The 26398-nt window shown below is 63.8% G+C and carries 28 protein-coding genes; 14 read left to right on the forward strand and 14 right to left on the reverse strand.

Annotated features, from left to right (window positions below; all coding sequences use genetic code 11):
• Window positions 1–255: 255 nt before the first annotated feature.
• The gene (locus tag NKH95_RS27555) at window positions 256–1062 is read left to right on the forward strand and encodes a C40 family peptidase (protein WP_352628847.1); all 807 of its coding nucleotides are present in this window, start codon (window positions 256–258) and stop codon (window positions 1060–1062) included.
• Window positions 1063–1120: 58 nt separating this feature from the next.
• Here the strand turns inward: NKH95_RS27555 and NKH95_RS27560 are convergent, their stop codons facing one another.
• Window positions 1121–2122, reverse strand: coding sequence for a helix-turn-helix transcriptional regulator (locus NKH95_RS27560; RefSeq protein WP_245486339.1), 1002 nt, complete (start codon window positions 2120–2122; stop codon window positions 1121–1123).
• A 146-nt stretch (window positions 2123–2268) separates the two neighbouring features.
• Between NKH95_RS27560 and NKH95_RS27565 the strand changes: the two genes are divergently transcribed.
• From NKH95_RS27565 to NKH95_RS27580, 4 genes are read left to right on the forward strand one after another with little or no spacing between them, the layout of a single operon-like run.
• The gene (locus tag NKH95_RS27565; protein ID WP_023813481.1) at window positions 2269–2412 is read left to right on the forward strand and encodes a hypothetical protein; all 144 of its coding nucleotides are present in this window, start codon (window positions 2269–2271) and stop codon (window positions 2410–2412) included.
• Window positions 2413–2423: 11 nt separating this feature from the next.
• Window positions 2424–2768, forward strand: a complete 345-nt coding sequence (locus tag NKH95_RS27570) for a hypothetical protein (protein ID WP_128305307.1) — start codon at window positions 2424–2426, stop codon at window positions 2766–2768.
• Window positions 2761–3279, forward strand: a complete 519-nt coding sequence (locus NKH95_RS27575; protein ID WP_023813479.1) for a hypothetical protein — start codon at window positions 2761–2763, stop codon at window positions 3277–3279. Before NKH95_RS27570 ends, NKH95_RS27575 begins: the two co-directional genes overlap by 8 nt.
• Before the next feature lie 22 nt (window positions 3280–3301).
• The gene (locus NKH95_RS27580) at window positions 3302–3742 is read left to right on the forward strand and encodes a hypothetical protein (RefSeq protein WP_164893054.1); all 441 of its coding nucleotides are present in this window, start codon (window positions 3302–3304) and stop codon (window positions 3740–3742) included.
• A 13-nt stretch (window positions 3743–3755) separates the two neighbouring features.
• On the opposite strand, the gene NKH95_RS27585 is transcribed toward NKH95_RS27580, so the two are convergent.
• Entirely contained in the window at window positions 3756–4553 is a 798-nt protein-coding gene (locus tag NKH95_RS27585) for a helix-turn-helix domain-containing protein (RefSeq protein ID WP_128305308.1), read from the reverse strand.
• Window positions 4554–4666: 113 nt separating this feature from the next.
• Between NKH95_RS27585 and NKH95_RS27590 the strand changes: the two genes are divergently transcribed.
• Window positions 4667–5527, forward strand: coding sequence for an SMP-30/gluconolactonase/LRE family protein (locus NKH95_RS27590; protein WP_352893850.1), 861 nt, complete (start codon window positions 4667–4669; stop codon window positions 5525–5527).
• A gap of 354 nt (window positions 5528–5881) precedes the next feature.
• Here NKH95_RS27590 and NKH95_RS27595 read toward each other — a convergent pair whose 3' ends face one another.
• Window positions 5882–6775 (reverse strand): NAD(P)/FAD-dependent oxidoreductase, encoded by an 894-nt coding sequence (locus NKH95_RS27595; RefSeq protein ID WP_352893852.1) that lies wholly within the window; start codon window positions 6773–6775, stop codon window positions 5882–5884.
• A 106-nt stretch (window positions 6776–6881) separates the two neighbouring features.
• On the opposite strand from NKH95_RS27595, the gene NKH95_RS27600 reads away from it, so the two are divergent.
• On the forward strand, window positions 6882–7553 hold the full coding sequence (locus NKH95_RS27600) for a TetR/AcrR family transcriptional regulator (RefSeq protein ID WP_502895366.1): 672 nt from the start codon (window positions 6882–6884) through the stop codon (window positions 7551–7553).
• Window positions 7554–7823: 270 nt separating this feature from the next.
• Here NKH95_RS27600 and NKH95_RS27605 read toward each other — a convergent pair whose 3' ends face one another.
• From NKH95_RS27605 to NKH95_RS27620, 4 genes are all read right to left on the reverse strand, one after another.
• Window positions 7824–9545, reverse strand: a complete 1722-nt coding sequence (locus tag NKH95_RS27605) for a SulP family inorganic anion transporter (protein ID WP_352893853.1) — start codon at window positions 9543–9545, stop codon at window positions 7824–7826.
• Between the two features lie 69 nt (window positions 9546–9614).
• Window positions 9615–9893: a helix-turn-helix domain-containing protein gene (locus NKH95_RS27610; protein WP_023813472.1), complete on the reverse strand. Its 279-nt coding sequence runs from the start codon at window positions 9891–9893 to the stop codon at window positions 9615–9617.
• A 150-nt stretch (window positions 9894–10043) separates the two neighbouring features.
• Window positions 10044–10757, reverse strand: coding sequence for a phosphatase PAP2 family protein (locus NKH95_RS27615; protein ID WP_128305314.1), 714 nt, complete (start codon window positions 10755–10757; stop codon window positions 10044–10046).
• A 14-nt stretch (window positions 10758–10771) separates the two neighbouring features.
• Complete coding sequence (locus NKH95_RS27620; RefSeq protein ID WP_013528672.1) at window positions 10772–11113, reverse strand: hypothetical protein; 342 nt, start codon at window positions 11111–11113, stop codon at window positions 10772–10774.
• 172 nt (window positions 11114–11285) lie between these two features.
• Here NKH95_RS27620 and NKH95_RS27625 point away from each other — a divergent pair, with 172 nt between their 5' ends.
• Window positions 11286–12680 (forward strand): sensor histidine kinase, encoded by a 1395-nt coding sequence (locus NKH95_RS27625; RefSeq protein ID WP_128305315.1) that lies wholly within the window; start codon window positions 11286–11288, stop codon window positions 12678–12680.
• Complete coding sequence (locus NKH95_RS27630; RefSeq protein ID WP_023813468.1) at window positions 12677–13336, forward strand: response regulator; 660 nt, start codon at window positions 12677–12679, stop codon at window positions 13334–13336. Before NKH95_RS27625 ends, NKH95_RS27630 begins: the two co-directional genes overlap by 4 nt.
• 280 nt (window positions 13337–13616) lie before the next feature.
• Here NKH95_RS27630 and NKH95_RS27635 read toward each other — a convergent pair whose 3' ends face one another.
• Window positions 13617–14093: a hypothetical protein gene (locus NKH95_RS27635; protein ID WP_352893855.1), complete on the reverse strand. Its 477-nt coding sequence runs from the start codon at window positions 14091–14093 to the stop codon at window positions 13617–13619.
• A 557-nt stretch (window positions 14094–14650) separates the two neighbouring features.
• Between NKH95_RS27635 and NKH95_RS27640 the strand changes: the two genes are divergently transcribed.
• Both NKH95_RS27640 and NKH95_RS27645 read left to right on the forward strand, forming a co-directional pair.
• Window positions 14651–16654 (forward strand): PhoX family protein, encoded by a 2004-nt coding sequence (locus NKH95_RS27640; RefSeq protein ID WP_352893856.1) that lies wholly within the window; start codon window positions 14651–14653, stop codon window positions 16652–16654.
• A gap of 226 nt (window positions 16655–16880) precedes the next feature.
• Window positions 16881–17105: a hypothetical protein gene (locus tag NKH95_RS27645; protein ID WP_013528677.1), complete on the forward strand. Its 225-nt coding sequence runs from the start codon at window positions 16881–16883 to the stop codon at window positions 17103–17105.
• Here NKH95_RS27645 and NKH95_RS27650 read toward each other — a convergent pair.
• Window positions 17097–18287, reverse strand: coding sequence for a flavin-containing monooxygenase (locus tag NKH95_RS27650; RefSeq protein ID WP_023813465.1), 1191 nt, complete (start codon window positions 18285–18287; stop codon window positions 17097–17099). The genes NKH95_RS27645 and NKH95_RS27650 overlap by 9 nt on opposite strands.
• 351 nt (window positions 18288–18638) lie before the next feature.
• Between NKH95_RS27650 and NKH95_RS27655 the strand changes: the two genes are divergently transcribed.
• A complete protein-coding gene (locus NKH95_RS27655; protein ID WP_352893857.1) occupies window positions 18639–19676 on the forward strand; it encodes a phosphatidylglycerol lysyltransferase domain-containing protein in 1038 nt (345 codons plus the stop codon).
• Between the two features lie 153 nt (window positions 19677–19829).
• Here NKH95_RS27655 and NKH95_RS27660 read toward each other — a convergent pair whose 3' ends face one another.
• Window positions 19830–20591 (reverse strand): ABC transporter permease, encoded by a 762-nt coding sequence (locus NKH95_RS27660; protein WP_128305642.1) that lies wholly within the window; start codon window positions 20589–20591, stop codon window positions 19830–19832.
• Between the two features lie 14 nt (window positions 20592–20605).
• Window positions 20606–21532: an ABC transporter ATP-binding protein gene (locus NKH95_RS27665; protein WP_023813461.1), complete on the reverse strand. Its 927-nt coding sequence runs from the start codon at window positions 21530–21532 to the stop codon at window positions 20606–20608.
• Between the two features lie 259 nt (window positions 21533–21791).
• Between NKH95_RS27665 and NKH95_RS27670 the strand changes: the two genes are divergently transcribed.
• The gene (locus tag NKH95_RS27670) at window positions 21792–23153 is read left to right on the forward strand and encodes a cytochrome ubiquinol oxidase subunit I (protein WP_352554369.1); all 1362 of its coding nucleotides are present in this window, start codon (window positions 21792–21794) and stop codon (window positions 23151–23153) included.
• Window positions 23154–23162: 9 nt separating this feature from the next.
• The gene (locus NKH95_RS27675; RefSeq protein WP_128305637.1) at window positions 23163–24167 is read left to right on the forward strand and encodes a cytochrome d ubiquinol oxidase subunit II; all 1005 of its coding nucleotides are present in this window, start codon (window positions 23163–23165) and stop codon (window positions 24165–24167) included.
• Window positions 24168–24204: 37 nt separating this feature from the next.
• Here the strand turns inward: NKH95_RS27675 and msrA are convergent, their stop codons facing one another.
• From msrA to NKH95_RS27690, 3 genes are all read right to left on the reverse strand, one after another.
• Window positions 24205–24942 carry a peptide-methionine (S)-S-oxide reductase MsrA gene (gene msrA, locus NKH95_RS27680; protein WP_352893860.1) on the reverse strand — a complete coding sequence of 246 codons (738 nt, stop codon included), beginning with the start codon at window positions 24940–24942 and terminating at the stop codon, window positions 24205–24207.
• 142 nt (window positions 24943–25084) lie between these two features.
• The gene (locus NKH95_RS27685; RefSeq protein WP_352442941.1) at window positions 25085–25342 is read right to left on the reverse strand and encodes a hypothetical protein; all 258 of its coding nucleotides are present in this window, start codon (window positions 25340–25342) and stop codon (window positions 25085–25087) included.
• A gap of 104 nt (window positions 25343–25446) precedes the next feature.
• Window positions 25447–26145: a DUF1223 domain-containing protein gene (locus NKH95_RS27690; RefSeq protein ID WP_352893863.1), complete on the reverse strand. Its 699-nt coding sequence runs from the start codon at window positions 26143–26145 to the stop codon at window positions 25447–25449.
• Window positions 26146–26398: the final 253 nt, after the last annotated feature.

Raw genomic sequence — 26398 nt, forward strand, 5'->3', positions numbered from 1 at the left:
TCCTGGTCATCCTCAATGCAAAAGCACGCGATGCGCGCAACGAGTTCGTAATTGCAACTTGACACCCCAGATAGTCGCTCTCCCCGATCGACGGGGAGAGGAAAAGCGCGCGTTCACCGGCTTCATTCCTCTGCCTTCAGCGGGGAGACGGTGGCCGCGAAGCGCGCCGGATGAGGGCCTGCGCCCTATCAGCAACCCTGTCGCTCCACCCGTGCGCTAGCCCTCATTACCCGCCCATGCTAATCGCCATGGAGCATGACCGAGCCCGGCGACACGCTTCTGGATCGACTTGGCCGCTGGCTTGCCGGCCGGCTGCAGGAAGAATCGTCCGGCTACGAGCCCTACACCCCGTCCGATGCCGAAACGCTGCGCCGCACGCTTGAGCCCGGCGACATCCTGCTGATCGAGGGCAACCAGAAGATCTCGGCGGCGATCAAATACCTGACCCAGTCGACCTGGTCGCATGCGGCCTTCCATGTCGGCGACGCCTTGCCAGAGCCGCAAGACGGCTCGGAGCGGCCGCGGCTGATCGAGGTCACGATCGGCGAAGGCTGCGTCGCCGTGCCATTGTCGCGCTACCGCACCTACAACACCCGCATCTGCCGGGCGAGCGGGCTGGCGCCGGAGGATCGCGACAAGGTCGTCGCGTTCATGATCGGCAGGCTCGGCCTGAAATACGACCTCAAGAACATTTTCGACATGCTGCGTTTTTTCTTCCCGACACCGCCGGTGCCGGTGCGCTGGCGGCGCCGCATGCTGGCCTTCGGCTCCGGCGACCCGACACGGGCGATCTGCTCTACGCTGATCGCCGAGGCCTATGGCCAGATCCGCTATCCGATCCTGCCCGAGATCACCCGTGCGCCCGGCCGCGCCTCGGCGCAGTCGAATTACTCGCGCAAGGAGATCCTGCACATCCGCCACCACTCGCTCTACACGCCGCGCGATTTCGACCTGTCGCCCTATTTCCGCATCGTCAAGCCGACGCTGGAATATGGTTTCGACTACCGGGCGGTGACCTGGGATGACAAGGTTGCCGATCCCGGGGCGAAGGCCGCCGAATAAACGCGATCAAATGAGTCCAGCCGCGTGCACGGGAGCGCCGGCCGGCGGCGCTTTGGCGTCAGTGCTTGCAAGCCGCAGCGCGCACGTCCGAGGGAGTAGCGTCATAACGGCGACGGAACGCCCGGTTGAAATAGGAAAGGTCGTTGAAGCCGGCCTCGTAGGCGATCGCGGTGATGCTGCGTCCGGCATGGCGTGGATCGCCGAGCATGCGATGGGCGCGCGCCAGCCGCTGGTTCATCATGAAATCAATCAAGGATGTGCCATCGCTCTCGAACAGCTTGCGGACGTAGCGGGCCGACAGTCCGTGGCGGGCGGCGACGTCCTGCGCCGACAGGTCGACATGGCCACCATGCGCGACGATATCGGCCTTGATGGCGCGCAAGCGGGCAACGCTGACGCCACGGCCGCGTGCGATCTGGGCCGCATCCCTGGTCGCGCCCATGGCGAGTGCGGCAAGGTCGAAGACATGCGTCGCCGCAAGGTGGCAGGCCTCCGCGGTCAACTCGTCTCCGACCTCCTGGATCGAGCTGATATAGTCGAGCAACAGCCGCATCGCCCCGCTCTGGGTCGGCAAGGGCCGCATAAGGACCGCGGCCGGATCGCCGATCAGAGGCGAAAGCTGCTTGCGCGAAAAACTGAGATTGACGAAGCGGAACCCGCCGGCGCCGATCAGGTTGAGGCCAACCTCTTCACCGCTCATCATGAGCGCCTGGCCGTTGCCGACCGCCTCCTCGCGGCCGCGATGCTTCATCACACTGCCCCCGTCGAGGGCCGCCAGAAGAACGAAGTCGTCGTTGTCGATCAGCGACGACGTATGATGCACCCGGAATTCCGATGAGCTGCCGGTGGCGATGCCGAGGCCCGGCAACGCGCGCACCCGCATGTCGATCTGCGCCGGCGCCAGCGGATCGAGGTCCACCCTCAGAACGGTGCGGCCGTAAACCTCGCGCGTAATCTCGACGCGATCCCGCTCCGGAAACATCTCCGTCGCCAGCCTGAACGAAGCTGACGGCCCCATCGTCGCAGTCATCGACACCCCCATGCCCAAGAGCGCGGTCATATGCGCCGCGGCCTGCAAAACGTCAATCCCGGGCCGTTTTGGCCGCTTTCAGTGCCGTTCTGTCCAAGCTGACCCCCTTCGATGCCCCTAGTTTGCGGCGCGATTCCAAAACCGGAACCGCATTGGCGGCAATCCAAGGGGGCACGATGTTTCATTTGCAATTGTTCAAGACGCTGTCGGCACTGGCCGCGGCGGGCTTCAATCCGCGCGTCTATCTGCTGTCGATCGCCTTGGGCAACGCGGTGACCGATCATCGCGAGGCCAAGCTGCCGCCGCGCGCTGCCCGATGATGAGCAGCACCATGAAAAGGATCATTTTCCTGGCCCTGACCCTTGCCCTGGCGGGCTGCCAAACGGGCCAGGCCGACAACAACCCGGCATCGATCGCGAGCGCGGCCGGCAGCAAGAAGGCCCAGAACGAACCGACGACGGAAACGGCCTGCGCCGATGCCGCCAAGAAGGCGGCGAAGGCGCAGACCAATGCGGCTCTGCTCGGCGGTGTCCTGTCGATGGCGGGGGGTCTTGGCGGTCTGGCTGGCAATGGTGGGGTCATTGCCGGCCAGGCCGCCTCGATCGGCGGCTCGGTTCTGCAGTCCCAGGCGACGAGCAGTGCCCGGGCCGGCATTGCGGAGGATTGTTATGGCTGAGCGGCGTTTCGCAGCCATGCGCCGGCTGGCCGGCGCGCTCGCACTTGCCGGCATGATCTTCGACAGCCCGCAGGCCTTGGCGCTGACAGCGCGGGATGCGTCGGCGGTCGTCGGCCTGATCGAGGCCTTGCAACCCGAATTCGGTCAGTTCGCCTATGACGAGGAGATCGCCGCCGACTGGTACGAGCGCGATGCCGCGGACAAGGGCTTGATCGACACAGCCGGTTTCACCGCCGACAGCTGGAAGATCGCGCTTGGCGAGACCATGCGCGGGTTCCTGGCGACGATGCCGGTCGCAGAACTCGATGCCATTTTCGCCAAGCTCAGGAATGCCATATCCGGCATGAAGGAGCTGACCGACGCGCAGAAGACAGAGACCATCGACGCCATCAACGAAGAGGTCGAAGGGTTGATGGCTTTGCGGGCCGAGGGCGGCCCCTTCGCCGATGTCGTCAGGCCGCTGACGCCAAAAATCCGCAGCCTCATCCTCGGCCCGGCGATGGGGCGATAGGATGTTGGGCAACAGGAAACGGGTGGCGGGAAAAGCAACTCCGAGCGGGAGCCTCGAGGCCGAACATCGCGGCATTTTTCCAACCACGGCACGTGTCAGGCGGGGCAGCCCGATCGCGATGCTTATCTGCCTGCTGGCGTCCAGCTGCAGCCAGACGGCCGCCAGCCCGCCGATCACGCCAGAGCAGCATGCGCAATTGGCGGAGCTGGCGGCCGGCCCGGACTCGCCGGAGGGCCTTGGCGAGGCCCTGGCTGCAGTCGAGGCGACCAGGAAAATGCAGGACTGCAGGGCCAGCATGAACGAGACGGCCGGGCAGATGAAGATGATGGGCGCGGTCAATGGCGCGGTCGGCATCGCCGGCCGCATGGCAGGCCCAGGCGGCAAGACAGCGGCGAAAATGGTGGCCATCGGCACCGCCAGGGCCGTGCGCGGCAAGCTCAGCCGCCAGATGCAATCATGCTGAGACGATTGGCCGATCAGGCCGGCAGCGGCCGCCGTGTCTTGGCGGCCGGGTCGGTTGCTCTCGCACCGGCATCTCGCGCGTGCGGCCCGATCGGCATGATCGCCGGGAATGGCGTCGCGCCAAAGGCAAACGTCCATTTGTAGCCGACCAGCCCGTCTTCCGGCGTCGTGTGCTGGTCGTGATGGGCCAGCAGTTTGGCGCGATCGGCGAGGTCCTGCGCCTCGCGTCGCACCATCTCCGCCGTCTCCGGCCGCATCCGCCTGCTAAAGCTGACGAAGGTCGCTTCCTTGTCGATATGGGTGATCGCCCAGCCGATGAAGTTCTTGTTGGTCATCTCGAACAGCGGCCGCAGCGGCCCTTCGAAATTCCACTGGATCGGCGTCTCGACAAGCAATCTCGCCGTGAGCCCGCGGCCGAGCGCGATCAGGCCGAGCTCCTCGAGATCGCGCAGATAGAGGAACATCGAGGCTTCGCTCAGGCCTTGCGAGCGCATGATGCCCTCGGGCGTGAATTTTTCCGACAGCATGACGAAAATGAACAGCAGTGCCGGCCGGCCGGCGAGCCTGCGTTCGATCTCCGGCGCGATGTGGTTGACCGGCCCTGGCCCCCGGTTCATCGAGCCGAGCACGTTCTCCAGCTCGACACCGGCGGCAGCGCAGATCTCCACCAGCCGGTCGAGCTTGCAGTTGCGCTCGTGGAAGATGCGCTTCACCGTCGGCTCGGAAACCCCCATGCGTTCGGCAAGCTCGCGATAGGTGACGCCCTTCGCCTTCAGCGTCCGCTTCAACGCGTCGAAGATAAGGCCGTTCATGGAATGCACCTCTTGCCGTGGGTTTCGTATCGACTTTCGATACTAGCGGTTATCGGCCTTTCCGGAAAGTATCGAAAATCATAGCTCTCCGCCGTCATCACAGGAGAGCAGCCATGAACACCCTCGTCACATCAGCCTTTCTCGCCGTCATCGGCATCGCAGCCGCGCCTGCCGCCGAGGCTGGAGAACTCTGGCGCGCCACCGGCCTCGAACAACCGGAATCGGCACTGTTCGACGCAGCCAACAATCGCCTTATCGTTTCCAATATCGTCGGCAATCCCGGCGACGCCGACGGCAACGGCTATCTCAGCGTGCTGTCCGTGGACGGCAGGACGGTCACCCGGCACTGGACCGACGGCATGGACGCGCCCAAGGGTATGGCGATAGCGGGCGGCAAGCTCTATGTCGCCGACATCACCAAGGTTCGCGTCGTCGACCTCGCCAGCGGCAAGCTCGTCGCCAGCATCACGGTGCCGAACGCTGTTTTCCTGAACGACATGACATCGGACCAATCAGGCAACGTCTATGTCACGGACATGCTGGCCGACACGATCTATCGCATCGACGGCGAACAACCAGAACTGTTCGCTAGGGATGCGATGCTGGCTTCGCCCAACGGCGTCTTCGCCGATGGCGACAGGCTGATCGTCGCCTCCTGGGGCAAGGACATCAAGTCCGACTTCAGCACGGCGGAGCCGGGTGGGCTGCTGTCGGTCGACATCGCCAGCAAGGTGGTTTCGCCCTTGCCGGGCGCGCAGAAATTCGCCGATCTCGATGGCGTCATCGCCATCGGCGACACCATCTACGCCACCGCCTACATGACCGGCACGCTCTACCGCTATCAAGCCGGCGGCGCGCCGGAAGCGTTGGCGCACTTCAAACCGGGCAGCGCCGACATCGGTACCGACGGCAAGTCGATCCTCTATGTGCCGTTGATGAACGAAGGCGAAGTGGCTGCGCTGAAGCTCGACTGAGAGCCATGATCGGTGCCTCAGGGGCCGATCTCCGAGACGTTCGCCAACAGCCGATGGACTGTCGTTCATCGGCGAGGATCGCCAACTCGAACTCTTATTGTGGCTAGTAAACGACGTCGCCCGGATCGGCCCGCCAAGCGCCAATAGCGGACATTGCCGAGCAGATATTTTGATGTCGCCTTTGGGCCGGTAGCAGTCCGTCAGCTTCTAGTGGAGAGGCATCGAAAGCGGACATCGGGTTGCGGGCGTACCCACGGCTCAATTGGGGCCGGCAGCAGACTGGCTGGTATTGTCGGGCAGCCGACGGTGGCGACGACGTAGGGAGGCCGGTGCGGGAGAGGGGAATCTGTGTTCTCAAACCAGCATCGACTGCTGGGCGGAGATACCCGCCGTCGCGCCTTGCGATATTGCCGTGGTGACCGAGGCCATGGCCGGGTTCGCAAGATCGCCGGCAGCATAGATGCCGGCTGTGCTGGTTTCGCGGCGCTCATCGACCTTGATGGCGATGCCGAGGGGCGTATTGACCGTGGCGAGGCCCACTAATTCATGCAGGCTTGCGGACGGCTTGTTGCGCGGATGCGCGAACAGGATGTCGACCGCGGCATTGCGGCCGCTCTCGAGATTAACGGTGGTGATATGGCCCCGGTGATGGGCGATTTCGGCGATCCGGCCATCAACGACAGGTATGTTGCGGCGCGCCAGATCGGCCCGAACATCGGGTGAAATGTCGTGACCATCGGCGAAGACCGTCAATGTTTCGGTCCAGTCGTGGTACAGCCTGACATAATTGTGCGACGGCGGGCCGGACCAGACGACGCCCCAATGCTGGTCGGCGACTTCAAAGCCATCGCAATAGGGGCAGGGCACAATGGATGTGCCCCAGCTTTCGGCAAAGCCCGGAACATCCGGCATCTGGTCGGCGACGCCATAACTCAGGATCAGGCGGCGCGCCCCAAGGCGTTCGCCATCGCCAGTGAGGACCGAGAAATCGTCGATGGTGCCGGAGATGCTGTCGGCCCGGCCATTGACCAGCCTGATCGTGGGATAACGCGCCAGTTGCTTCCGCGCTTCGGCCAGGATGTCCAGCGGTGGCTTGTGATCGTGGCCGAGCAGACCATGCGAGTGGCCGGCGAAGCGGTTGCGCGGCAGGCCGGTATCGAGAACGGTGACCTTGCGGCGGGCACGTCCGAGCTGCAGGGCGGCGGCGAGACCGGCAAAGCTGCCGCCGATGATGATGACGTCATCCATGGTGATGGGCTCCGTGTGTGGATGAGGGATGGCTTGGCCTGGCTTGCACATTTTTGACACTGCGTGGTATCGTAATTCAAGAATTATGATACTGTCAAGGACTGGAATTGTCGTGACCGAAAACAGCCAGGGCCGGCGCGGCCGGCCCGCCAATGAGGCGCTTGGCCAAACGATAGTCGACGCCGCGTGCGAACTCTTTGAGGAATTGGGTTTTCATGCGACGACATTGGACAAGGTCGCCCAGAGAGCGAAGATATCCAAGCTCAGCATCTATCGGCACTTCGAGAACAAGGAGGCGCTGTTCAGCGCGGCCATCGCGGCCCGCTGCCATCAGTTTGCACCACAGGCCCTTTTTGAAGGCGTCGACGGTTCGGCCGAAGATCAGCTCATGGTGGTGGGATCATCCCTGCTTCGCACGCTGTTGAACCCGGACGTCCGCAGTGTCGAAGCCATGATCATGGCCGACAAGACGAATCAAAAGTCGTTAAGCAAGCTCCATTACGAAGCCGGCCCCGCCCATGTCATCGCCCAAATCGAGGCCCTGTTGCGTCAGTTGCACGCGAAGGCGGTTCTGAACGTGACCGATCCTCTCCGGTCCGCCCGCCTGTTTGCCGCGCTTATCAAAGGATCCGATCTCCTGATTATCGCACGCTTCGATGAGGCGAGAGCAGAGGACGACAACGAAATCGAATCCTATTGCCGGTCGGCCGTCGCCATGTTCATCGCCGCGCACGGTGGCACGACCACCCGGGCGGATAGCCCAGGAGTACTTGCATGATATTTGGGGCTCGCATTGACATCAACGCGACTATTATCGTTGGGCAGCGGGCTGACCGGCGGCGTAACCTGCTACCACCCCATTCGAGGCCTTAGTGCTGGCTTAGCAGACCGTCAGCTTTCGGGAAGCTGCAACGATAGTCTGAATGGCGGAAACGAGGGCGCAAAGCGGCCGTTCACGTCGCGCCGTGCGTGAGTCAACCCAGGGCCAAAACGTTTGCGTTCAACCGGCGGACACCTGTGTGGCCCGCCGACCGGCAAATCCCGATTTCTACTCTGCCTCCAGCTTCCCTTTCAGCTGCGCCCGCGCATCCTTGATCGAGGCGGCATAGGTCACCAGCGGGCGCTTGACGCCGTGGTTGATCAGCATACGCCGGATCTGCGGCGCGGCACCTGATATGATGAAGCGGACGCCGGCGCGTTTCGCCTTGTGGGCGGCGCCCTCGATGACGTTGGCCGCCGTCGAATCGAAGAACGGTACGGCCGAGCAATCGAGGATGAAGTTTTTGCGCTGGTCGGCGATGCGGTCGAGCACGGTGCCGACGGTCGACGCGGCGCCGAAGAAGAAAGCGCCGGAGATGCGGTAGACCACGGTGTCGGCGTCGGTCGCCTCGCTGGCATCGTAGGCGTTGGTGCTGTCGGCGACATCCTCCTGCACCAGCGGCTGATCGGCCTCGACCGCAATCGATTTGGCCATGCGGTCGATGAACAGGATCGACCCCAGCACGAAGCCGACGACGATGCCTTCAGTGAGATCGCGGAAGATGACGAGCAGGAAGGTCGCCATCAGCACCAGCGCGTCGCCGCGTGAGGCACGCAGCAAGGTGGCGAAGGCCTGTTTCTCGAACATGTTCCAGCACACGACCGCCAGCACGCCGGCAAGGGCGGCGAGCGGGATGTAGCTGGCGAGCGGCGCCGCCACCAGCATCAAAGCGAGCAGGATGGCTGAGTGGACGATGCCCGAAACCGGTCCGTGGGCGCCGGCCCGCACATTGGTCGCCGTGCGGGCGATGGTGCCTGTGGCGCAGATGCCGCCGAACAGGGCGGACGCGATGTTGGCGAAGCCTTGCGCCACCAGTTCGCAGTTGGAACGATGCCGTCGGCCCGTCATTCCATCGGCGACCACCGCCGACAGCAGCGATTCGATGGCGCCCAGCAAGGCGAAGGCGATGGCATCCGGCAGCACGTCAATCATCCTGTCCAGGCTGACCGGTGGCAGAGCGGGCATTTGCAGGCTGCGCTGGATGCCGCCAAAGCGGGTGCCGATCGTCTCGGCGGGCAGCGAGAGAAGCGCCACGACCAGCGATGCCAGCCCGATGGCGATGAGCATTGCGGGCGATGTCGGCCGCCAGCGTTTCAGGCCGGCGATGGTGACGATGGTCAACACCGCCACCAAGGTCGCCGCCGGGTTGATGGTGCCGGCCGCCTCGGCGACCGCGATCAGCTTCGGCACCAGCGGTCCCGGCTCCTTGCCGGCAAGCTTCAGCCCGAACAGTTCGACGATCTGTCCTGAAAAGATGATGACGGCGATGCCGGCGGTGAAGCCGACCGTCACCGGATAGGGAATGAATTTGATGTAGGTGCCGAGACGAAGATAGCCGATGGCGAGCAGGAAGACCCCTGCCATCATCGTTGCCAAAAGCAGCCCATCGATGCCGACGCGGGCAACCGTCGCTGCCACCAGCACAATGAAGGCGCCGGCCGGACCGCCGATCTGGAAGCGGCTGCCGCCGAGCGCAGAAATGATGAAGCCGCCGACGATCGAGGTGTAGAGGCCGCGCTCGGGAGCGACCCCCGAAGCGATCGCGATCGCCATCGACAAGGGCAGCGCGACGATGGCGACCGTCAGCCCGGCAATGGCGTCCGCCTTGAAGTCGGCGAACGTGTAGCCCTCGCGCCAGACCGTCACCAGCTTCGGTGTGAACAATTCGGAAAATGTCGGCTTTATCGACCTGTGGGCCGGTTCATGCACTGCCCGCTGCGTCTGATCCATGGACTGCCTTTCGCACCCTGAAAGGCGGCGGGATCGTCGGCAGGGCTGTCGGCGGTCGCCGTCGCGACTTTATGCCGGCTCAGCCTTGGGACCCCGCGGCACGGCAGGCTTGAGGCGCACGCCCCGGCCGCCGCGCTCGCTGGTCTGGTTCTCGCCGATCAGCTCCACCCCGGCCTCGTCGAGAGCCTGGATGACCTTCATCAGCGTGTCGACCACGCCCCTGACCACGCCATCGCTCGCCTCCATGCGCTGGATGGTCGGAAGCGAAACGCCGGCGCGCTCGGCGAGCGTCTTCTGATCGATGCCGGCCAGCGCCCTTGCGGCACGCATCTGCGCGGCAGTGATCATCGGCCGGAATCCCCGTCTGAGTCTGCAGAAATGAGGTATAATACCATCATTGTGATGTTTCAAGCATTAGTATGAACGTCTGGACGTAAGGCGCGGCGCATTGACTGACCATTTTTTCAGATACTTTCCCGGGCTGATCAACCGGCTGATCTAGTCTCCAGTCTCGCCGTCCGGGTGCTGCCCACGCCATCGCTGCCACGCCCGGGCAGCGAGCCAGCAAAGCATCGCCCAGACGAAGCCCGCGCACCAGCCGGCAAGCACGTCCGATGGCCAGTGGACGCCAAGATAGATGCGGCTGATGCCAACCAGCAGCGTCGTCAGCACCGCCAGCGACAGCACATAGATCTTCGTCGTTCGACCGGGCAGGAAGCGTGCCGCCAGCGCGCCGAGCGTCAGATAGGTCACCGCCGACAGCATGGCGTGGCCGCTCGGAAAAGACAGCGTCGTTTCGTTGACGAGATGCGAGACGAGTTCGGGGCGCGGCCGGTCGATGCCGGCTTTCAGCAGGCTCGACAGCACCTGACCGCCGGCCACCGCCACGAAGATGAAAAGGGCGGTCGCCGGCCTGCGGATAAGCAGGAGATACACGATGACCGCCGTCACGATCAGCACCAGCACGCTGCCGCTGCCGAGGCTGGTGATGTCGCGCATCGCCCCTTGCAGCCACAGCGGGCCGACCGGGCTGTCGGGGCGGCCCGCCTGGCGGAAGGCGAGCAGGATTTCGGTATCGAAGGCGTGCGGCGTGGTGGCGCGCGCCATCTCCATCAGCTCCTCGAATCCCCACAGGCCGGCGGCGATGACCAGGCCGGCCAGCAGCACCGGGAATTCAACCCGGTTGAGCAAAGCGTTCGCGGCGTTCTTCATCGGCAATTCGCCCGTTACAGCCGGCCTTGCAGATAGGGTCCGAGCGTGATCAGCGCCACCGCTGCGATCGCCAGCATGATCCCGGTCGCCTGCAGCGCATTGACGCGCTCGCCGAAGAAGACCAGTGCCACGACGTTCACCGAGACCAGCTGGATGACGGCGGAAAGGCTGAACGACACCGACATGCCGAATTCGCGGATCAGCCGCAGCATGATCAGATTGCCCAGCGAATAGAGTGCCAGCGTCAGCGCGATCTTGCCAAGGCTCGGCGCCAGGCCCCATTGCTTGGCGGCTGTCGCCGCCAGCAGGAAAATGACCGTCGAAAAGCCGAGCTGCAGCAATCCTGAAAAACTCAACGCTCCGTCCCCTCTCGAAGCGGCTCCCGCCGCGTGTGTCGCGGACGTTGTTTCCCAAGCGCGCCGGGACGTCAAGCGACCTTGACCAAACGAAGCTCTTGGCAATGGCAAGCCGGAAGCTCAAAGTACTACCATCGCCCAATCTGTCGGTTCGAAGGGCGGTCAGGGGCTCATGATTCGCAGTTTTCAAAACCTGGTGCGGCGCTGGAGCGAGCTTTCCCTTGCCCTGCAATTCGTCATTGCCGGCGGCTTTGGCCTGCTGGCTGTCATGTTGGTGGTGGGCACCTGGGTGACGGCGCAGATCCGGGACGGCGTCATCCGCAATTCGGCCGCCACGACGGCGCTCTATGTCGACAGCGTGATTGCGCCGCTGCTTCCCGACTTGCGCAAGGAGCAGGAGCTCAGCGAGTCCGTCAAGCAGGCGCTGGACGAGACGCTTGGCCAGGGCGCGCTTGGCAAGCGCCTCGAATCGTTCGTGCTCTGGCGCCGCGACGGGACGGTTCTCTACGCCAAGGAGACGGCCCTGATCGGCCGCCGCTTCGGTCCGAGCGACAATCTGCGTTCCGCCTTCGAAGGCAACGTCGTCGCTGAATTCAATACATTCGATGATGATGAACGCGAGGAGAAGGCTACCCGCTTGCCCTTGCTGGAGATCTACAATCCCGTGCGCGAGCCCTGGTCGGGCGAGGTGGTGGCGGTCACCGAGTTCTATGAGATCGCCGACGATTTCCAGGCCACCCTGGCGTCCGCTCTGTGGTCGAGCTGGCTGATCGTGGCCGGCGCGACCCTGGCGGCATTCCTGCTCCTGTCGGGCATCGTCCTGCGCGGCAGCCGCACCATCGACGACCAGCGTGGGGCGCTACGCCGCCAGGTGTCGGAGCTGCAGGATTTGGTGGCGCAAAACAGTGCCTTGCGACTGCGCGTGCAACGGGCCTCTCGCCGCGCCACCGCGCTCAACGAAAGATATCTGCGCCGCATCGGCGCCGACCTCCATGACGGCCCGGCCCAACTCGTGGCCCTGGCGGCGCTGCGCATGGACAGCCCGATATTTTCCAGCGATGGCCATTCGGGCGTAAGCCGTTCGACCGAGGTCGCGATGATCCGCAAGACACTGGAGGATGCGATGCGCGAAATACGCGGCATCTGCACCGGCCTTGTCCTTCCGCAGATCGAGACGGCTGCCGCAAACGACATTCTGCGGCTGGCCGTCAAGGAACACGAGCAGAGGACGGGAACGTCGGTGACGCTGACGCTGGCCGGACAGTTGCCGGAACCCGGCGCTTCCGAGAAGATCAGCATCTATCGTTTCGTTCAGGAAGGGCTGAACAACGCCTATCGCCACGGGCTAGGCAAGGATCAGGCGGTGAGCGCCGGGATGAAAGGTGGCAGGCTTTTTGTCGAAGTGTCGGACGGCGGGCCGGGTTTCGATCCGGCGGCACGGGTCGAGGGTCTCGGCCTCGCCGGCCTCAGGGAGCGGGTCGAAAGCATTGGCGGACAGTTCGAAACCTTGACCGGGCCGCAAGGTACGCGTTTGGTGATCCGTCTGTCGGTCGAGGAGCAAGCATGACTGGTACCATCCGCATCGCCATTGTCGACGATCATCCCCTCTTTCGCGAAGGTGTGACGCGCAGCCTGTCGGAGATCGGGGGCTTCGAGATGGTTGGCGAGGGCGCCACGGCGCAGGATGCCGAACGCCTCGCCACGACGGTGCGGCCCGACATCTTGCTGCTCGATATCTCCATGCCGGGCGGCGGGCTGACCGCGGTCGCAAGCATCCTCGCCAGCCATCCCGCCCAGAAGATCGTCATGCTGACCGTTTCGGAGGCCAATGCCGATGTGACAAAGGCGCTGAACGCAGGGGTGAATGGCTATGTCCTCAAAGGCGTCGGGTCGCGCGGGCTCGCCGACATCCTGCGCAATGTTGCAGCCGGCGAAAGCTATCTGTCGCCGACGCTGTCGGCCCGGCTGCTTTCGGATCTCCAGTCCCAGCAGCCGACCGACGGCATTGCGGAACGGCTGCGGCAGCTCACCGATCGGCAGACGGAAATCCTGCGGCTGGTGGCGGAGGGGCTGAGCAACAAGGAAGTCGCCTTGCGGCTTGAGCTGCAGGAGAAGACCGTCAAGCATCACATGACCGGGGTGCTGTCGAAGCTCAATGTGCGAAACCGCACCGAAGCGGCCTTGATGATGCGTGAGTTGCGCGACCGCGACAGGCCTTCTTAGAGCATTTCACCGTTTCACGGAAACGGCGAGCTGCTCTAATTCTTTGTTTTGACGCGATTCTAGACGGAAAACCGCTTCACACTTTTCCTAGAATTGCTCCAGGCCAGGTACGGAGAAATGCGCAGCGGTTTCCCGTCCCGGATTGCGCAAAAGCACGTCGCGCCTCGGGACTGCAGCCATTGCGGTGCCGAAAACCGGGACGCTGGCCAAAAACGAGGTCACCTCCGCCGGGGGGCGGCGGAGGTGACGTGCAAAGCTGACCGTTGCCTGTTGGCCAGCTTCACAAGGCCTTGAGACGATTGGCATCGGCCGGGGTAGCCTGGCGGTCGATGATCGTGCGACCGAGCGCGTCCTTCATGCTGAAACGACCGTTCTCGAGCTTTTCCGTTATGCCGTCGGGGTGCCGGACCGTGATCTTGTTGCCGGTCACGTCGACCTTGTCACCGGTCTTTGCATTGACATGGCTCCCGCTCTTACCCTGATTGGATCCTGATTTGCCGCTGTTGCCGCTGTTGCCATTCCCATTGCCGTTGCCGCTATTGCCGCCGCCGGAATTGCCGCCGTTGCCGCCCCCACTGTTGCCTCCGCCCCCACCACCACCGTTGCCGCCGCCACCTTTGCCGGCGTATGCGCTGGCGGTCTGGATGCCGGAAACGGAGCCGTCCAGGACAATTTGGTAGGGAGCAATCGTCAACGCCAGCGCCGCTGCCGATTTGAGCGCCAGCCGGCAACAACGGGTCGTGACCGATCTGTGCATTTTGATCTCCGACGACTGAGCCCGGCGCGCCCCACCCCAACGTTGCAGTGCAACAACATTGCCGAAAGACGCGGCGCCCGGAAGCGACCTCCGACCGTTGCGGTTGTCAACTAGGACCTTTGCAAGCGCAAGATTGGACTAAAGTCCCAAGCCTATGCTACATTAGCTTTGCATGAACGGCGCCGCGACCGCCATCGCTAAACGGGAGACTCGCTTTCCCGACGCCTGACGACGGCAGACGCCGAACATCAAGTCACCTCCGCCGGGGGCGGCGGAGGTGACTTGTCGAGCCGGCTTTGTCCGTTGATCCGTTGGCAACGACTGACGTCATGCGCCGTTGTAAGATGCGCGCGAAACATGCCGCCGAAGGTCTCCTTCCTCTCGAAAAGACGATTCCGGAGCAGCTCACGGCCTTCGGGAATGCTGAGCCAGCGCTGCGCGCAATGCCTGTCGCGTCTGAAAGGTCTCCCGATGTCACGAAAATGTGACCCGGCGATTATAAGGGGGTCAACAGGTACCCCACGCTCCAGCCACCCGACAGCCAGAGGCAAGCCACGATGACTGACCTTCGCTCCCCCGACACCCGATTCCGCACCAGCCTGCTCGAGGAAAACGACGGCCCGGCCATCAACGCCTCCGACAACCGCACCATGGGCGAGATCATCGCCGCGCGGTTCTCGCGCCGCGGCTTCCTCAAGGGCTCGCTGGCCGTCTCGGCCATCGCCGCCACCGTCAGCCCGCTGGCGCTGATCAGCGCCGACGAGGCCAGGGCAGCGGGAGGCTCGGCCTTCGCGTTCGACGAACTCGAGGCCGGCATCGACGACAAGCACCATGTCGCGTCGGGTTACGATGCCGATGTCCTGCTGCGCTGGGGCGATCCGTTGTTTGCCGATTCGCCCGACTTCGACCCGACGAAACAGTCGGCCGAGGCCCAGGCGAAACAGTTCGGCTACAACAATGACTATGTCGGCTACATCCCGATCGACGGCTCGGCCGAACATGGCCTGCTGGTGGTCAACCACGAATACACCAATCCGCATCTGATGTTCCCGGGCATCGTGAAGATCGTCGAAAAGGACGGCAAGAAGTCGGCCGAAGTCGCACCCCTCTCGAAGGAGCAGGTCGATGTCGAGATGGCCGCCCATGGCGGCACCATCGTCGAGATCCGCAAGGACGGTGGCAAATGGCAGGTGGTGCGCGACGGCAAGCTCAACCGCCGCATCACCTCCAACACCGAAATGACGCTGTCCGGCCCGGTTGCCGGCCATGACCGCGTCAAGACCAATGCCGATCCGTCCGGCACCAAGGTGTTCGGCACGTTCAACAATTGCGCCGGCGGCGTCACGCCCTGGGGCACCTATGTGATGGCCGAGGAGAACATCCATGGCTATTTTTCCGGCGAGCTGCCGGAAGGCCACAAGGAAGCCGCGAACTACAAGCGTCTCGGCATTCCCGAAGGCGCCTATGAATGGGCGGCGCATTACGAGCGTTTCGACCTCGCCAAGGAACCCAACGAAGCCAACCGCTTCGGCTGGATCGTCGAGGTCGATGTCAACGACCCGACCTCGACGCCGAGGAAGCGCACCGCCATGGGCCGCTTCAAGCATGAGGGCGCCGAATCGATCGTCGCCAAGGACGGCCGCGTCGTCTTCTATCTCGGTGACGACGAGCGCTTCGACTATGTCTACAAGTTCGTGACCAGGGCCGCGTTCAATCCGAACGATCGTGCCGCCAACAAGGACCTGCTCGACGATGGCACGCTGCATGTCGCCAAGTTCGCCGAAGACGGCACGGTCGAATGGCTGCCGATCGTCTTCGGCCAGGGGCCGCTGACGGCTGAAAACGGTTTTGCCAGCCAGGCCGACGTGCTGATCGAGACGCGCCGCGCCGCCGACCTGCTCGGCGCCACCAAGATGGACCGCCCGGAAGACGTCCAGCCCAATGGCGTCAACGGCAAGGTCTATGTCATGCTGACCAACAATTCGAAGCGCAAGGCCGACCAGGTCGACGCTGCCAACCCGCGCGCCGAAAACGCCTTCGGCCACATCATCGAAATCGCCGAGGACGGCGGCGATTTCACCGCCGCCAAGGGCAAGTGGGAAGTGCTGCTGAAATGCGGCGATCCGGCGGTCGCCGATGTCGGCGCCACCTTCTCGACAGCAACGACGGCCAATGGCTGGTTCGGCATGCCCGACAATTGCGCGGTCGATTCGGCCGGGCGTCTCTGGGTCGCGACCGACGGACAGGGGCCGAAAGCCACCGGCCGCACCGATGGCCTGTGGGCAGTGGACACCGAGGGGGCGGCGCGGGCGACCTCGAAACTGTTCTTCCGCGTGCCGATCGGCGCCGAGATGTGCGGTCCGCTGTTTGCGCCCGACGACCAGACCGCCTTCGTCGCCGTCCAGCATCCGGGCGACGGCGGAGAGGACTGGGAAGCGTTCGGGCGCCCCTCTTACTATGAGGACCTGTCGACGCGCTGGCCCGACTTCAAGCCCGACATGCCGGTGCGGCCGTCGGTGGTCGCCATCACCAGACAGGGCGGCGGCAAGATCGCGGTCTGATTGCCCACTCGCATGGGCAGCAGCGGAGCAGAATTTGCGCCGCTGCTGCGCCTTGAAGCCGCGGCATGTATCCCTTGGGCTGCGGAGCAGCTCCAGAGGTCTGCGCCGCGTCGCTTCGCTCCTTGGCTCCGCCCCAGGATGACGAGGCGACGGGGGAAGTCGGTCAAGCCTTGGGAAAGATTGGCAATTTAAACGTGGCGCTCTAGGTCTTTATCAGGAGATCGCCATGTCGAAGTCTGTCTATGACCGTGGCTTGCTCAAGCCAGCCGATATCGCCAAGCTGCAGCGCGTGTTCGACGAGGCCTGCCGGCGGCGCGAGGCACATCCCGATTCCGCCGACGCGCGGGAAATCGCGCTTAACCTGCTCGCCCTGCACAATGCCGGCATGGTGGAAGAAGACATGCTGATGGAAGCCGTCGGTTTCCGGCGGCTGGAACCGAAATCAGCGTGATGCGCTGGATTGGTGCGGGGCCGACCTTGCAATTCGTTTGGCGATCGCCTTGGCCAGGATGCCGGCATTGGCGAAGCAGCCGCGAATGCTTGGCCGCATGCCGGTGAACCACAGACCGGGCAATTTTGGATCGGCTTGGCCACCGTTGAAGAGCGGAACGCCCTTGGCGTCGAGCACGCCGAGCTTGCCGACCATGGGCTCCAGCCCGGTGCGGTAGCCTGTCGCGGCAATGACGATGTCGGGATAGATCAGGCTGCCATTGGCCAGGATCACGCCATCGCGGGTGAATTCCCGTATGCCCGGCACGACGGTGATCTTGCCGGCCTTGATGGCGCCGACGGCGCCGTCATCGGCGGCGATCGCGGTATAGTCCGAGGTCAGGCGGCTGGCGCCGCCCGCAGGCGCGGGCGGCAGGCCGAATTTGGTCAGGTCGCCGAAAACCAGCCGCTGCGTTGCCGCCATCACGGCATCGGCGATCCGCAAAGGCAGGCGCGCCATGAGCGGCGAAAGCCTATGCACGGCGATCTTGGCAATCCGCTTGGGCAGCAAAGCGGGGCCGCTGCGGGCCGACAGCCAGATGGCGGCCGTGTCTATGCCGGCCAGATGATTGAGCGCGTCGAAACCCGAATTGCCGGCGCCGACGACCAGCACTCTTTGGCCCGCATAGGCTTGCGCGTCACCGAAATCCGCCGAATGGATGATGCGCCCGACGAAATCCTTCATGCCTTTCCATTCGGGGGTGAATGGCTGCCTGTCGCGGCCGGTGGCGATGACGACATTGCGGGCGAAGCGCAGTCCGGCGCTGGTGCGCAATGCCCAGTGATCGCCCTTGAAGGTGATCTCTTCGACCGCGACGCCAAACTGCACCGGCAGCCGGTTCTCCTTCTGGAAATCGTTCATGTGGCGGATGACGACCATCCTTTGCGGAAAGGCGGGCGTGCCAGGGGGAAAGGCGAGACCAGGCAGCGAAGAAAGATCGCGATGGGTGTTGAGATGCAATTGCTGGTGGCGCCGGTGCCAGGGCTCGGCCAGCCGGCTTTCCTTTTCCAGGATCGCCGTCGGCACGCCGGCGTTCATCAAGGCATGCGCGGCGGCCAGCCCAGCAGCACCGGCGCCGACGACGATTGCCGGCTCGACCATGGCCGGCAGATCCGCAACCGATCTGATTGTCGTATCCGTCATTCACTCGAATCCCATTGGACGTCCCGCCGCAAGGCTCGCAGGACGCTGTAACCGTTTGATCGCGCGCAGGATCCCTGCAGCAAACCGCGGCCGAATTTCGAGCGATGCGATTTAGAGCCACACGCCGGGCCGCGGTTGCGCTCTATATGGCATATGCGCGATATCAACGGTAATCAGGTCGCGGCAATGTGATTGATTCGAGGCCTTGGGTGGCTGGCGGGTCTCGGTTATCCCCCACGCGCATGTCCGAAATCGAGTCCGATTTTCGAGTCATGCGCAGAATCAAAGTGTTACAGCACCTTGGCGCGTCCTGGACGGCCGGCGCTGTAGGCGGCACGCGGAATCTCGACCATGCCCTCCTTGCGGTTCCATTTCGACAAGATCCTTGAGGCTGCCGCGCCCGAGGTCGAGCGGCAGGCGCTGACCCATGTCGAACGCCTGGCACTGGTGCGCCGCTATGGCGACTTCTCGCTCGCCTATTCCACCGCCGTGCAAGGCAAGCTTTCCTATTTCGGCGACGCCGACGGCTACATCGCCTTCGGTACCAAGATGAAGCACCATTTCGCGCTCGGCGACCCGGTGGCGGCTCCGGCGCGTCGGGCCGATTACATCAAGCGCTTCGTCGAGACCGCCGGCAGCCCATGGTTCGTGCAGGTGGGCGAGGACACCGCACGCGTGCTGGCCGGCCTTGGCTACAAGGTCAATCGCCTCGGCATCGACACCCGCCTCGCCCTGCCCGAGCATGATTTTTCCGGGAAGCGCAACGAGACCGTGCGCTACTCCGAGCGCTGGCTGCTGAAGAAAGGCTTTTCGTTCGAAGAGGACAAGCGCACCATCTACCTCGACGAGATCGCCCGGCTTTCGGAAAACTGGCGCGGCGACCGCATCGTCAAGCGCTGGGAGATGGGCTTTCTCAACCGCCATTTCGCCGACCATCTCGGCACCGACATGCGCCGTTTCGTCCTGCACGGTCCCGATGGCGAACTGGTCGCTTTGCTCGACTTCGACCCGTTGTTTGCCGACGGCAAGGTCATCGGCTACACCACCGCCTTCAAGCGCAAGCATCTCGACGCTTCACCGCATGCCGAGGTCGGCCTGACCAAATTCGCCGTCGACCGTTTTCGCGAAGAGGGCATCTCGGTGGTCACGCTCGGCCTGTCGCCGCTCGTCGATGTGGGTCCGAGCGGATTTGCCGAAAGCGATTTCTGGCGCAATGCCTTCCAGCGCGCCTATTCTTCGCCCTGGGTCAACCGCCGCAGGTTCAACCTGCAGGGCCAGGCGGCCTTCAAGCGCCGCTTCCACGGTATGGAAGAGCCGGTCTACATCGCCTTCCGCAAGGGGACCTATGCCGAGATGCTGGGGCTGCTGCGGCTGGTCAAGGCGATCTAGGTCTGCTGATATTCAGGTGATGCCGGCCTGCAAATGGCGGCTTCCTGCGCTTCCGGTGCTCACGTACGAAAAGTACGCTCCGCTCCGGTTCTCGGAATCCACCATTTTCGTCTCGGCCTGACCTGAATCTCAACAGACCTGTACTTTCGCCGCTCAATTCCTCAGCCGATAACCGGTCCTGAAGATCCAGGCGACGATGCTTATGCAGACCAGCAGGAAGACGACCGTCATGCCGAGGCTGACGCCGACCGAAACGTCGGACTTGCCGTAGAAGCTCCAGCGGAAGCCGCTGATCAAATAGACGACCGGATTGAACAGCGTCACCGTGCGCCAGATCTCGGGCAGCATGTTGATCGAATAGAAGCTGCCGCCGAGGAAGGTCAGCGGCGTGATGATCAACAGCGGCACCAGCTGCAGCTGCTCGAAACTCTTCGCCCAGATGCCGATGATGAAGCCGAACAGGCTAAAGGTCACCGCCGTCAGCACCAGGAAGGCGAGCATCCAGAACGGATGCAGGATGGTCAGCGGTACGAACAGCGAGGCGGTGGCCAGGATGATCAGGCCGAGGATGATCGACTTGGTCGCGGCGCCGCCGACATAGGCGATGACGATCTCCAGATAGGAGACCGGCGCCGACAGAAGCTCGTAGATCGAGCCGACGAATTTCGGGAAATAGATGGCAAAGGAGGCGTTGGAGATCGACTGCGTCAACAGCGACAGCATGATCAGACCCGGCACGATGAAGGCACCGTAGCTGATGCCGTCGATCTCGGTGATGCGCGAGCCGATGGCCGAGCCGAAGACGACGAAATACAGCGACGTCGAGATGACCGGCGAGACGATGCTCTGCAGCACGGTGCGGAAAGCACGGGCCATTTCCATCCGGTAGATCGCCCATACTGCGCGAAGGTTCATGGCGGCGCGCAGGTTCATGGCTCCCTCCTCACCAGATTGACGAAGATCTCCTCGAGCGAAGAGTTTTGCGTGTCGATATCGCGGAACTGGATGCCGCCGGCCTCGAGATCGCGCATCAACGAGGCGACGCCGGGCCTCTCGGCCTGATTGTCATAGGTGTAGGTCAGCTGCCCGCCATCCGGCGACAATTCCAGCGCATAGCGCGAGAGCGCCTCGGGAACGGCCGTCAGCGGATTGCGCAGTTCCAGCACCAGCCGCTTGCGGCCGAGCTTGCGCATCAGTTCGGCCTTGTTCTCGACCAGGATGATCTCGCCGCGATTGATGACGCCGACGCGGTCGGCCATCGCCTCGGCTTCCTCGATATAGTGCGTGGTGAGGATGATGGTGACGCCGTCCTCGCGCAGCCGGCGCACCATCGCCCACATGTCCTGGCGCAGCTCGACGTCGACGCCGGCGGTCGGCTCGTCGAGGAATAGGATGCGCGGCTCATGCGACAGCGCCTTGGCGATCATCAGCCGGCGCTTCATGCCGCCCGACAAGGTGATCGCCTTGGCGTCCTTCTTGTCCCACAGCGACAGGTCGCGCAGCACCTTCTCGACAAAGCCGGGGTTGGCCGGCTTGCCGAACAGGCCACGGCTGTAATTGACCGTCGCCCAGACGCTCTCGAAGGCGTCGATGGTCAGTTCCTGCGGCACCAGCCCGATCAGACCGCGCGCGGCGCGATAATCCTTGTTGATGTCGTGGCCGTCGACGGTGACCGTGCCCGACGAACGGTTGACGATGCCGCAGACGATCGAGATCAGCGTCGTCTTGCCGGCGCCATTGGGTCCAAGCAGCGCGAAGATCTCGCCGCGCTGAATGTCGAGATTGACTTCCTTGAGCGCGGTGAAACCGGTTGCGTAGGTCTTGGAGACCCCGGAAATGGACAGGATGGAAGGCATGGATGAAAACGGCTGCTTGAAAGAGGTCCCCTGATATAGGACGAATGTCGGTGCTTGCAACCGCAAGTCAATGCCCTGCTGACAGTTCTCGACAATCGTGCCGGCCGGCCGTTGCAGGTGCGGCGCACAGGCCGGAGTTGCGCGGCACGCAACCGGCAAAATTGTCCTGTGGCGTTCAGCCTCGCGGCAGGACGCCGCTTTGACGTGAACTCGCTTCGGGCCTATCCTTCGCGAGTATTTGCAGCAGCCGGAGCCCATCATGGACCCGCTCATACTTTCGCGTATCCAGTTCGGCACGAATATTTCATTCCATATTCTATTTCCGACGATCACCATTGCGCTGGGTTGGGTGCTGCTGTTCTTCAAGCTGCGCTACAACGCGACCAACGATTCCGCTTGGATGCGCGCCTATTTCACCTGGGTGAAGGTTTTCGCGCTGTCCTTTGCCATGGGCGTGGTTTCGGGCGTCACCATGAGCTTCCAGTTCGGCACCAACTGGCCGGGCTACATGGAAAAGGTCGGCAACATCGCCGGGCCGCTGCTGGCCTACGAAATCCTCACCGCCTTCTTCCTCGAAGCGGCCTTCCTCGGCATCATGCTGTTCGGCTTCCGCCGCGTCTCCAACCGCATCCACACGCTGGCGACGGTGCTGGTCGCCGGCGGCACCACCGTCTCGGCATTCTGGATCATCGCGCTCAATTCCTGGATGCAGACGCCGGCCGGCTTCGAGATGCGCGACGGCGTGGCGCATGCGGTCGACTGGTGGGCAATCATCTTCAACCCGTCAATGCCTTACAGGCTGACCCACATGCTGCTGGCGTCGGGGCTGACGGTGTCGTTCCTGATCGCTGGCCTGTCGGCGCTGCGCTATCTCACCGGCGACCGCTCGGAATCGATGTGGAAGGCGCTGCGCACCGGCGTCTTCACGGCGGCGACCCTGATCCCGATCCAGATCTTCGCCGGCGACCAGCATGGGCTGAACACGCTGGAGCATCAGCCGCAGAAGATCGCCGCCATGGAGGCCAACTGGAACACCGGCCCCAACGTGCCGCTGGTGCTCTTCGCGCTGCCCGACGAGGCAGCCAGGGAGAACAAATTCGAGATCGCCATTCCCGATGGCGCCAGCCTGGTGCTGCGGCACTCGACCAGCGGCGTGGTGCCGGGGTTGAACGACTATCCCGGCAATCATCCGCCGGTCTTTCCGGTGTTCTGGGGTTTCCGCATCATGGTCGGCACGGGCATATTGATGCTGCTCGTCTCATGGTCGGCGGCCTTCTTCCTCAAGCGCCGGCACAGCCTGCCTAAGCCGCTGGCCATGCTGATGGTGCCGATGGCGCTGTCGGGCTGGCTGGCGACGCTGGCCGGCTGGTACACCACCGAAATCGGCCGCCAGCCCTGGCTGGTGACCGGCGTGCTGAAAACCGCCGACGCGGTCGGCCCGGTGGCCGGCAGCCATGTCGCGCTGACGCTCGCCATATACCTCGTTCTCTATGTGCTGTTGCTGATCGCCTATCTCGGCGTGCTGGTGCACCTGGCGCTGAAGGCGGCGAAGGACGGCGATTCATCGCCGCTGCCGGGCGTCATGAACGCCGCCATGTCGCAGCCGGCGGCTGGCGAGTAGGAGAAGAAAATGAGCTTCGACTGGCCAACCGCGCTCCCCTTGATCTTCGCCGGCCTGATGGGCCTCGCCATCCTGATCTACGTCATTCTCGACGGTTTCGATCTCGGCATCGGCATCCTGTTCGCCGCCGCTGAAGACGCCGAACAGGATACGATGATTGCCGCGATCGGCCCGTTCTGGGACGCCAACGAAACCTGGCTGGTGCTGGCCGTCGGCCTGCTGCTGGTCGCCTTCCCGCTGGCGCATGGCGTCATCCTGACGGCGCTCTACATTCCGGTCTTCGTGCTTTTGCTCGGGCTGATCCTGCGCGGCGTCGCCTTCGATTTCCGCGCCAAAGTGCCGACCGAGCGCAAGCACCGCTGGAACCGTATTTTCTTCCTCGGCTCCATCATCGCATCGCTGGCGCAGGGCTATATGCTGGGCGTCTATGTGCTGGGCCTCGATGTCGGCCTCGGCGGCGTGGCGTTCGGCGTGCTGGTGGCGTTCTGCCTTGCCGCGGCCTATGCGGCGATGGGCGCCGCCTGGGTGATCTACAAGACTGAAGGCGAGTTGCAGAGGAAGGCCGTGCGCTGGCTGCGCACCGCGCTGGTGCTAACCGCGCTCGGCATGGCGGCGGTGTCGCTGGCGACGCCCTTCGCCAGCCCGCGTATCTTCGACAAATGGTTCGTCTGGCCGGAAATGCTTTATCTGTCGCCGCTGCCGATCCTGTCGGCGCTTTTGTTCCTGTGGCTGTGGCGGCAGACCTTCCATCTGCCGAAGCCCGACGACCGCCATTCGTTGATGCCGTTCCTGACGCTGGCCGCCATCTTCGCGCTCGGCTTTGCCGGCCTCGCCTGGTCGTTCTACCCGTTCGTGGTGCCGGATCGCCTGACCATCTGGCAGGCGGCTTCCGCGCCGGAGAGCCTGGCCATCATTCTGGCCGGCACCGTGGTCGTGCTGCCGGTCATCATCTTCTATTCGTTCTATGCCTACCGGGTGTTCGGCGGCAAGGCGACGGATTTGACTTATGATTGACCTGCCAATGCAGGCGCGAGGCACCCCCCTCTTCGACTCAATTGCTCGCCGACAGCACCAGCACGGGCTTTTCGCTGTAGAGCGTCGGGAACAGTGCCTTCAAGTTCGCCACCTTGGGCAGGTCGTTGTAGACGATGTAGGGATAGGTCGGATTCAGCGTCAGGAAATCCTGATGGTAATTCTCGGCCGGATAGAAGGTCTTGCCGGTTTCCAGCGTGGTGACGATCGGCTCCGGGAACACCTTGGCCTGGTCGAGCTGGGCGATGTAGCTTTGCGCGATCTTCCTCTGTGCATCGGTTTCGGCGAAGATCGTCGAGCGGTATTGCGTGCCGGAGTCCGGACCCTGGAAATTCAGCTGGGTCGGGTTGTGGGCGACCGAAAAATACACCTGCAGCAGCTGGCCATAGGTGATTTTCGATGGATCGTAGGTGATCTCGACGGATTCGGCATGCCCGGTGCGGCCTGAGCCGACCGTCTCGTAGACGGCGGTGTGCTTGTCGCCGCCGGTGTAGCCGGAGACGGCCTTGGTGACGCCCTTGACGTGCTGGAAGACGCCCTGCACGCCCCAGAAGCAGCCGCCGGCGAAGATTGCCTTTTCAGTGCCGGTGGCCGCCTTCTCGTCGATTGCCGGCGGCGGGATCTTCACCGCGTCCTCGGCTGAAACCGCCGGCGTCAGCCAGAAGGCGGCGCCCGCTGCGGCAAGTGCCAGGGCGGCGAGCGCGCTGCGGAAGACGTTCGACGATTGTCTGGTGACTGGTTTTTGAATGTCGGTCATGGCTTGAGCTCCTGTGACGTCCATCATGTGGAGTCTATTGGATAAGATACGATCATGCGACGGGCGAGTTGCGGCCGAAGCCTCACTTTCACGTGCATCCGGCTTCGGACCCGCGGGACCGAAGCCGGAAACAGCACCACCTTTACTTGGCCGGAGCCATCGCATCCGTTGCCGGCTTCATGGCGTCGGTTCCCGGCTTCATGGAATTGGTGGCCATCGGGTCGGCCGGCTTCATCGCATCGGTTGCAGGCTTCATCGCATCCGCGGCCGGTTTCATCGCATTTGCAGCCGGCTTCATCGCGTTGGTCGCGTCGTCGGCACGGGCGATGCCGCCGGCAAACAGTGCCGTCGAGCACAAAGCGAGAGCGAGCGCCGGCAGCGTCAGGCGGGAAATGGTCATGATGGTCTCCTTGGGGTTGGGTCGTTGAAGGCGCGCCCTCTTGGCGGCCGTGCTATGCGGCGCCGCTCCATGCGGCGTTGCGCAATCTCTTGCCGAAGCGCGATCTAGTCGGCCGCGGCAGCCAGGATCGGCCCGCCACCGGGCGACTGCACGAGCACGGCGGTGCTCAGGCCGCCGGATGCGGCGGGCAGCGGATACGTCGTGGCCGCGCCGGTCCAGCTGCCGAGGTTATCGAGCGCATGCACGACATTGGCGTGCGGCAAGGTGCGGCCGGTGTTTTCGCCGCGCGCCACCGGCACCTCGACGACGCCCTTGGCATAGCGCACCAGCCAGACATCGGCGTGGCCGCCAGGTGCGGCGCCGGCGCCGATCCTGATCTTGCCGCCATCGAGCGACAATGCCGGGCCGCCCGTCCGGCAGCTCTCCGAGATCAGCTTTTCGATCTCGCCGGGTGCGGCGCCGACAACATCGGCATGGCCGTTGACCACCACTTGCGGCGTGAACGGCCCGTCATGGCCGAGCGCCGGCTCGTAACTGACCTGGCGCCGGGTGAATTCCTGTTTTCCGAAAATATCCTTCCAGCCGAGATAGTCCCAGTAGGTGACGTTGAACGACAGCGCCAGCACACCGGGCTGGTCCTTGACCTTGATCAGATTGGCATTGGCCGGCGGGCAGGACGAGCAGCCCTGGCTGGTGAACAGCTCGACCACGGTGAGCGGCTGGGCGGCGGCCGCACCGAGCGACGCCGCCAGCGCGAGCGCTGAGAGGCTGGACACTGTGACGAACTTGCGGGATCGCGACATCGGCTTGCTCCGTGGGCGGCGGCGCCTGGATGCACCACTCATCTCCCCACTTCGCCGCTGCTTGCTGCTTCGTTACAGCGCTCACTGGTTTGTGATGAAGGTTCGGGAGATCGCAGGGAAAGCCGGAGGGACAGCACCCCCCTCTGGCCTGCCGGCCATCTCCCCCGCAAGGAGGGAGATCGACCCTCATCACGGCTTTCGCCTATCACTAGCTTCGCAACAGGAGCGCGGCCGACGAAGCTGCCAATCTCCC

Source organism: Mesorhizobium sp. M0848, from assembly GCF_040319805.1.
Lineage (GTDB): Bacteria > Pseudomonadota > Alphaproteobacteria > Rhizobiales > Rhizobiaceae > Mesorhizobium.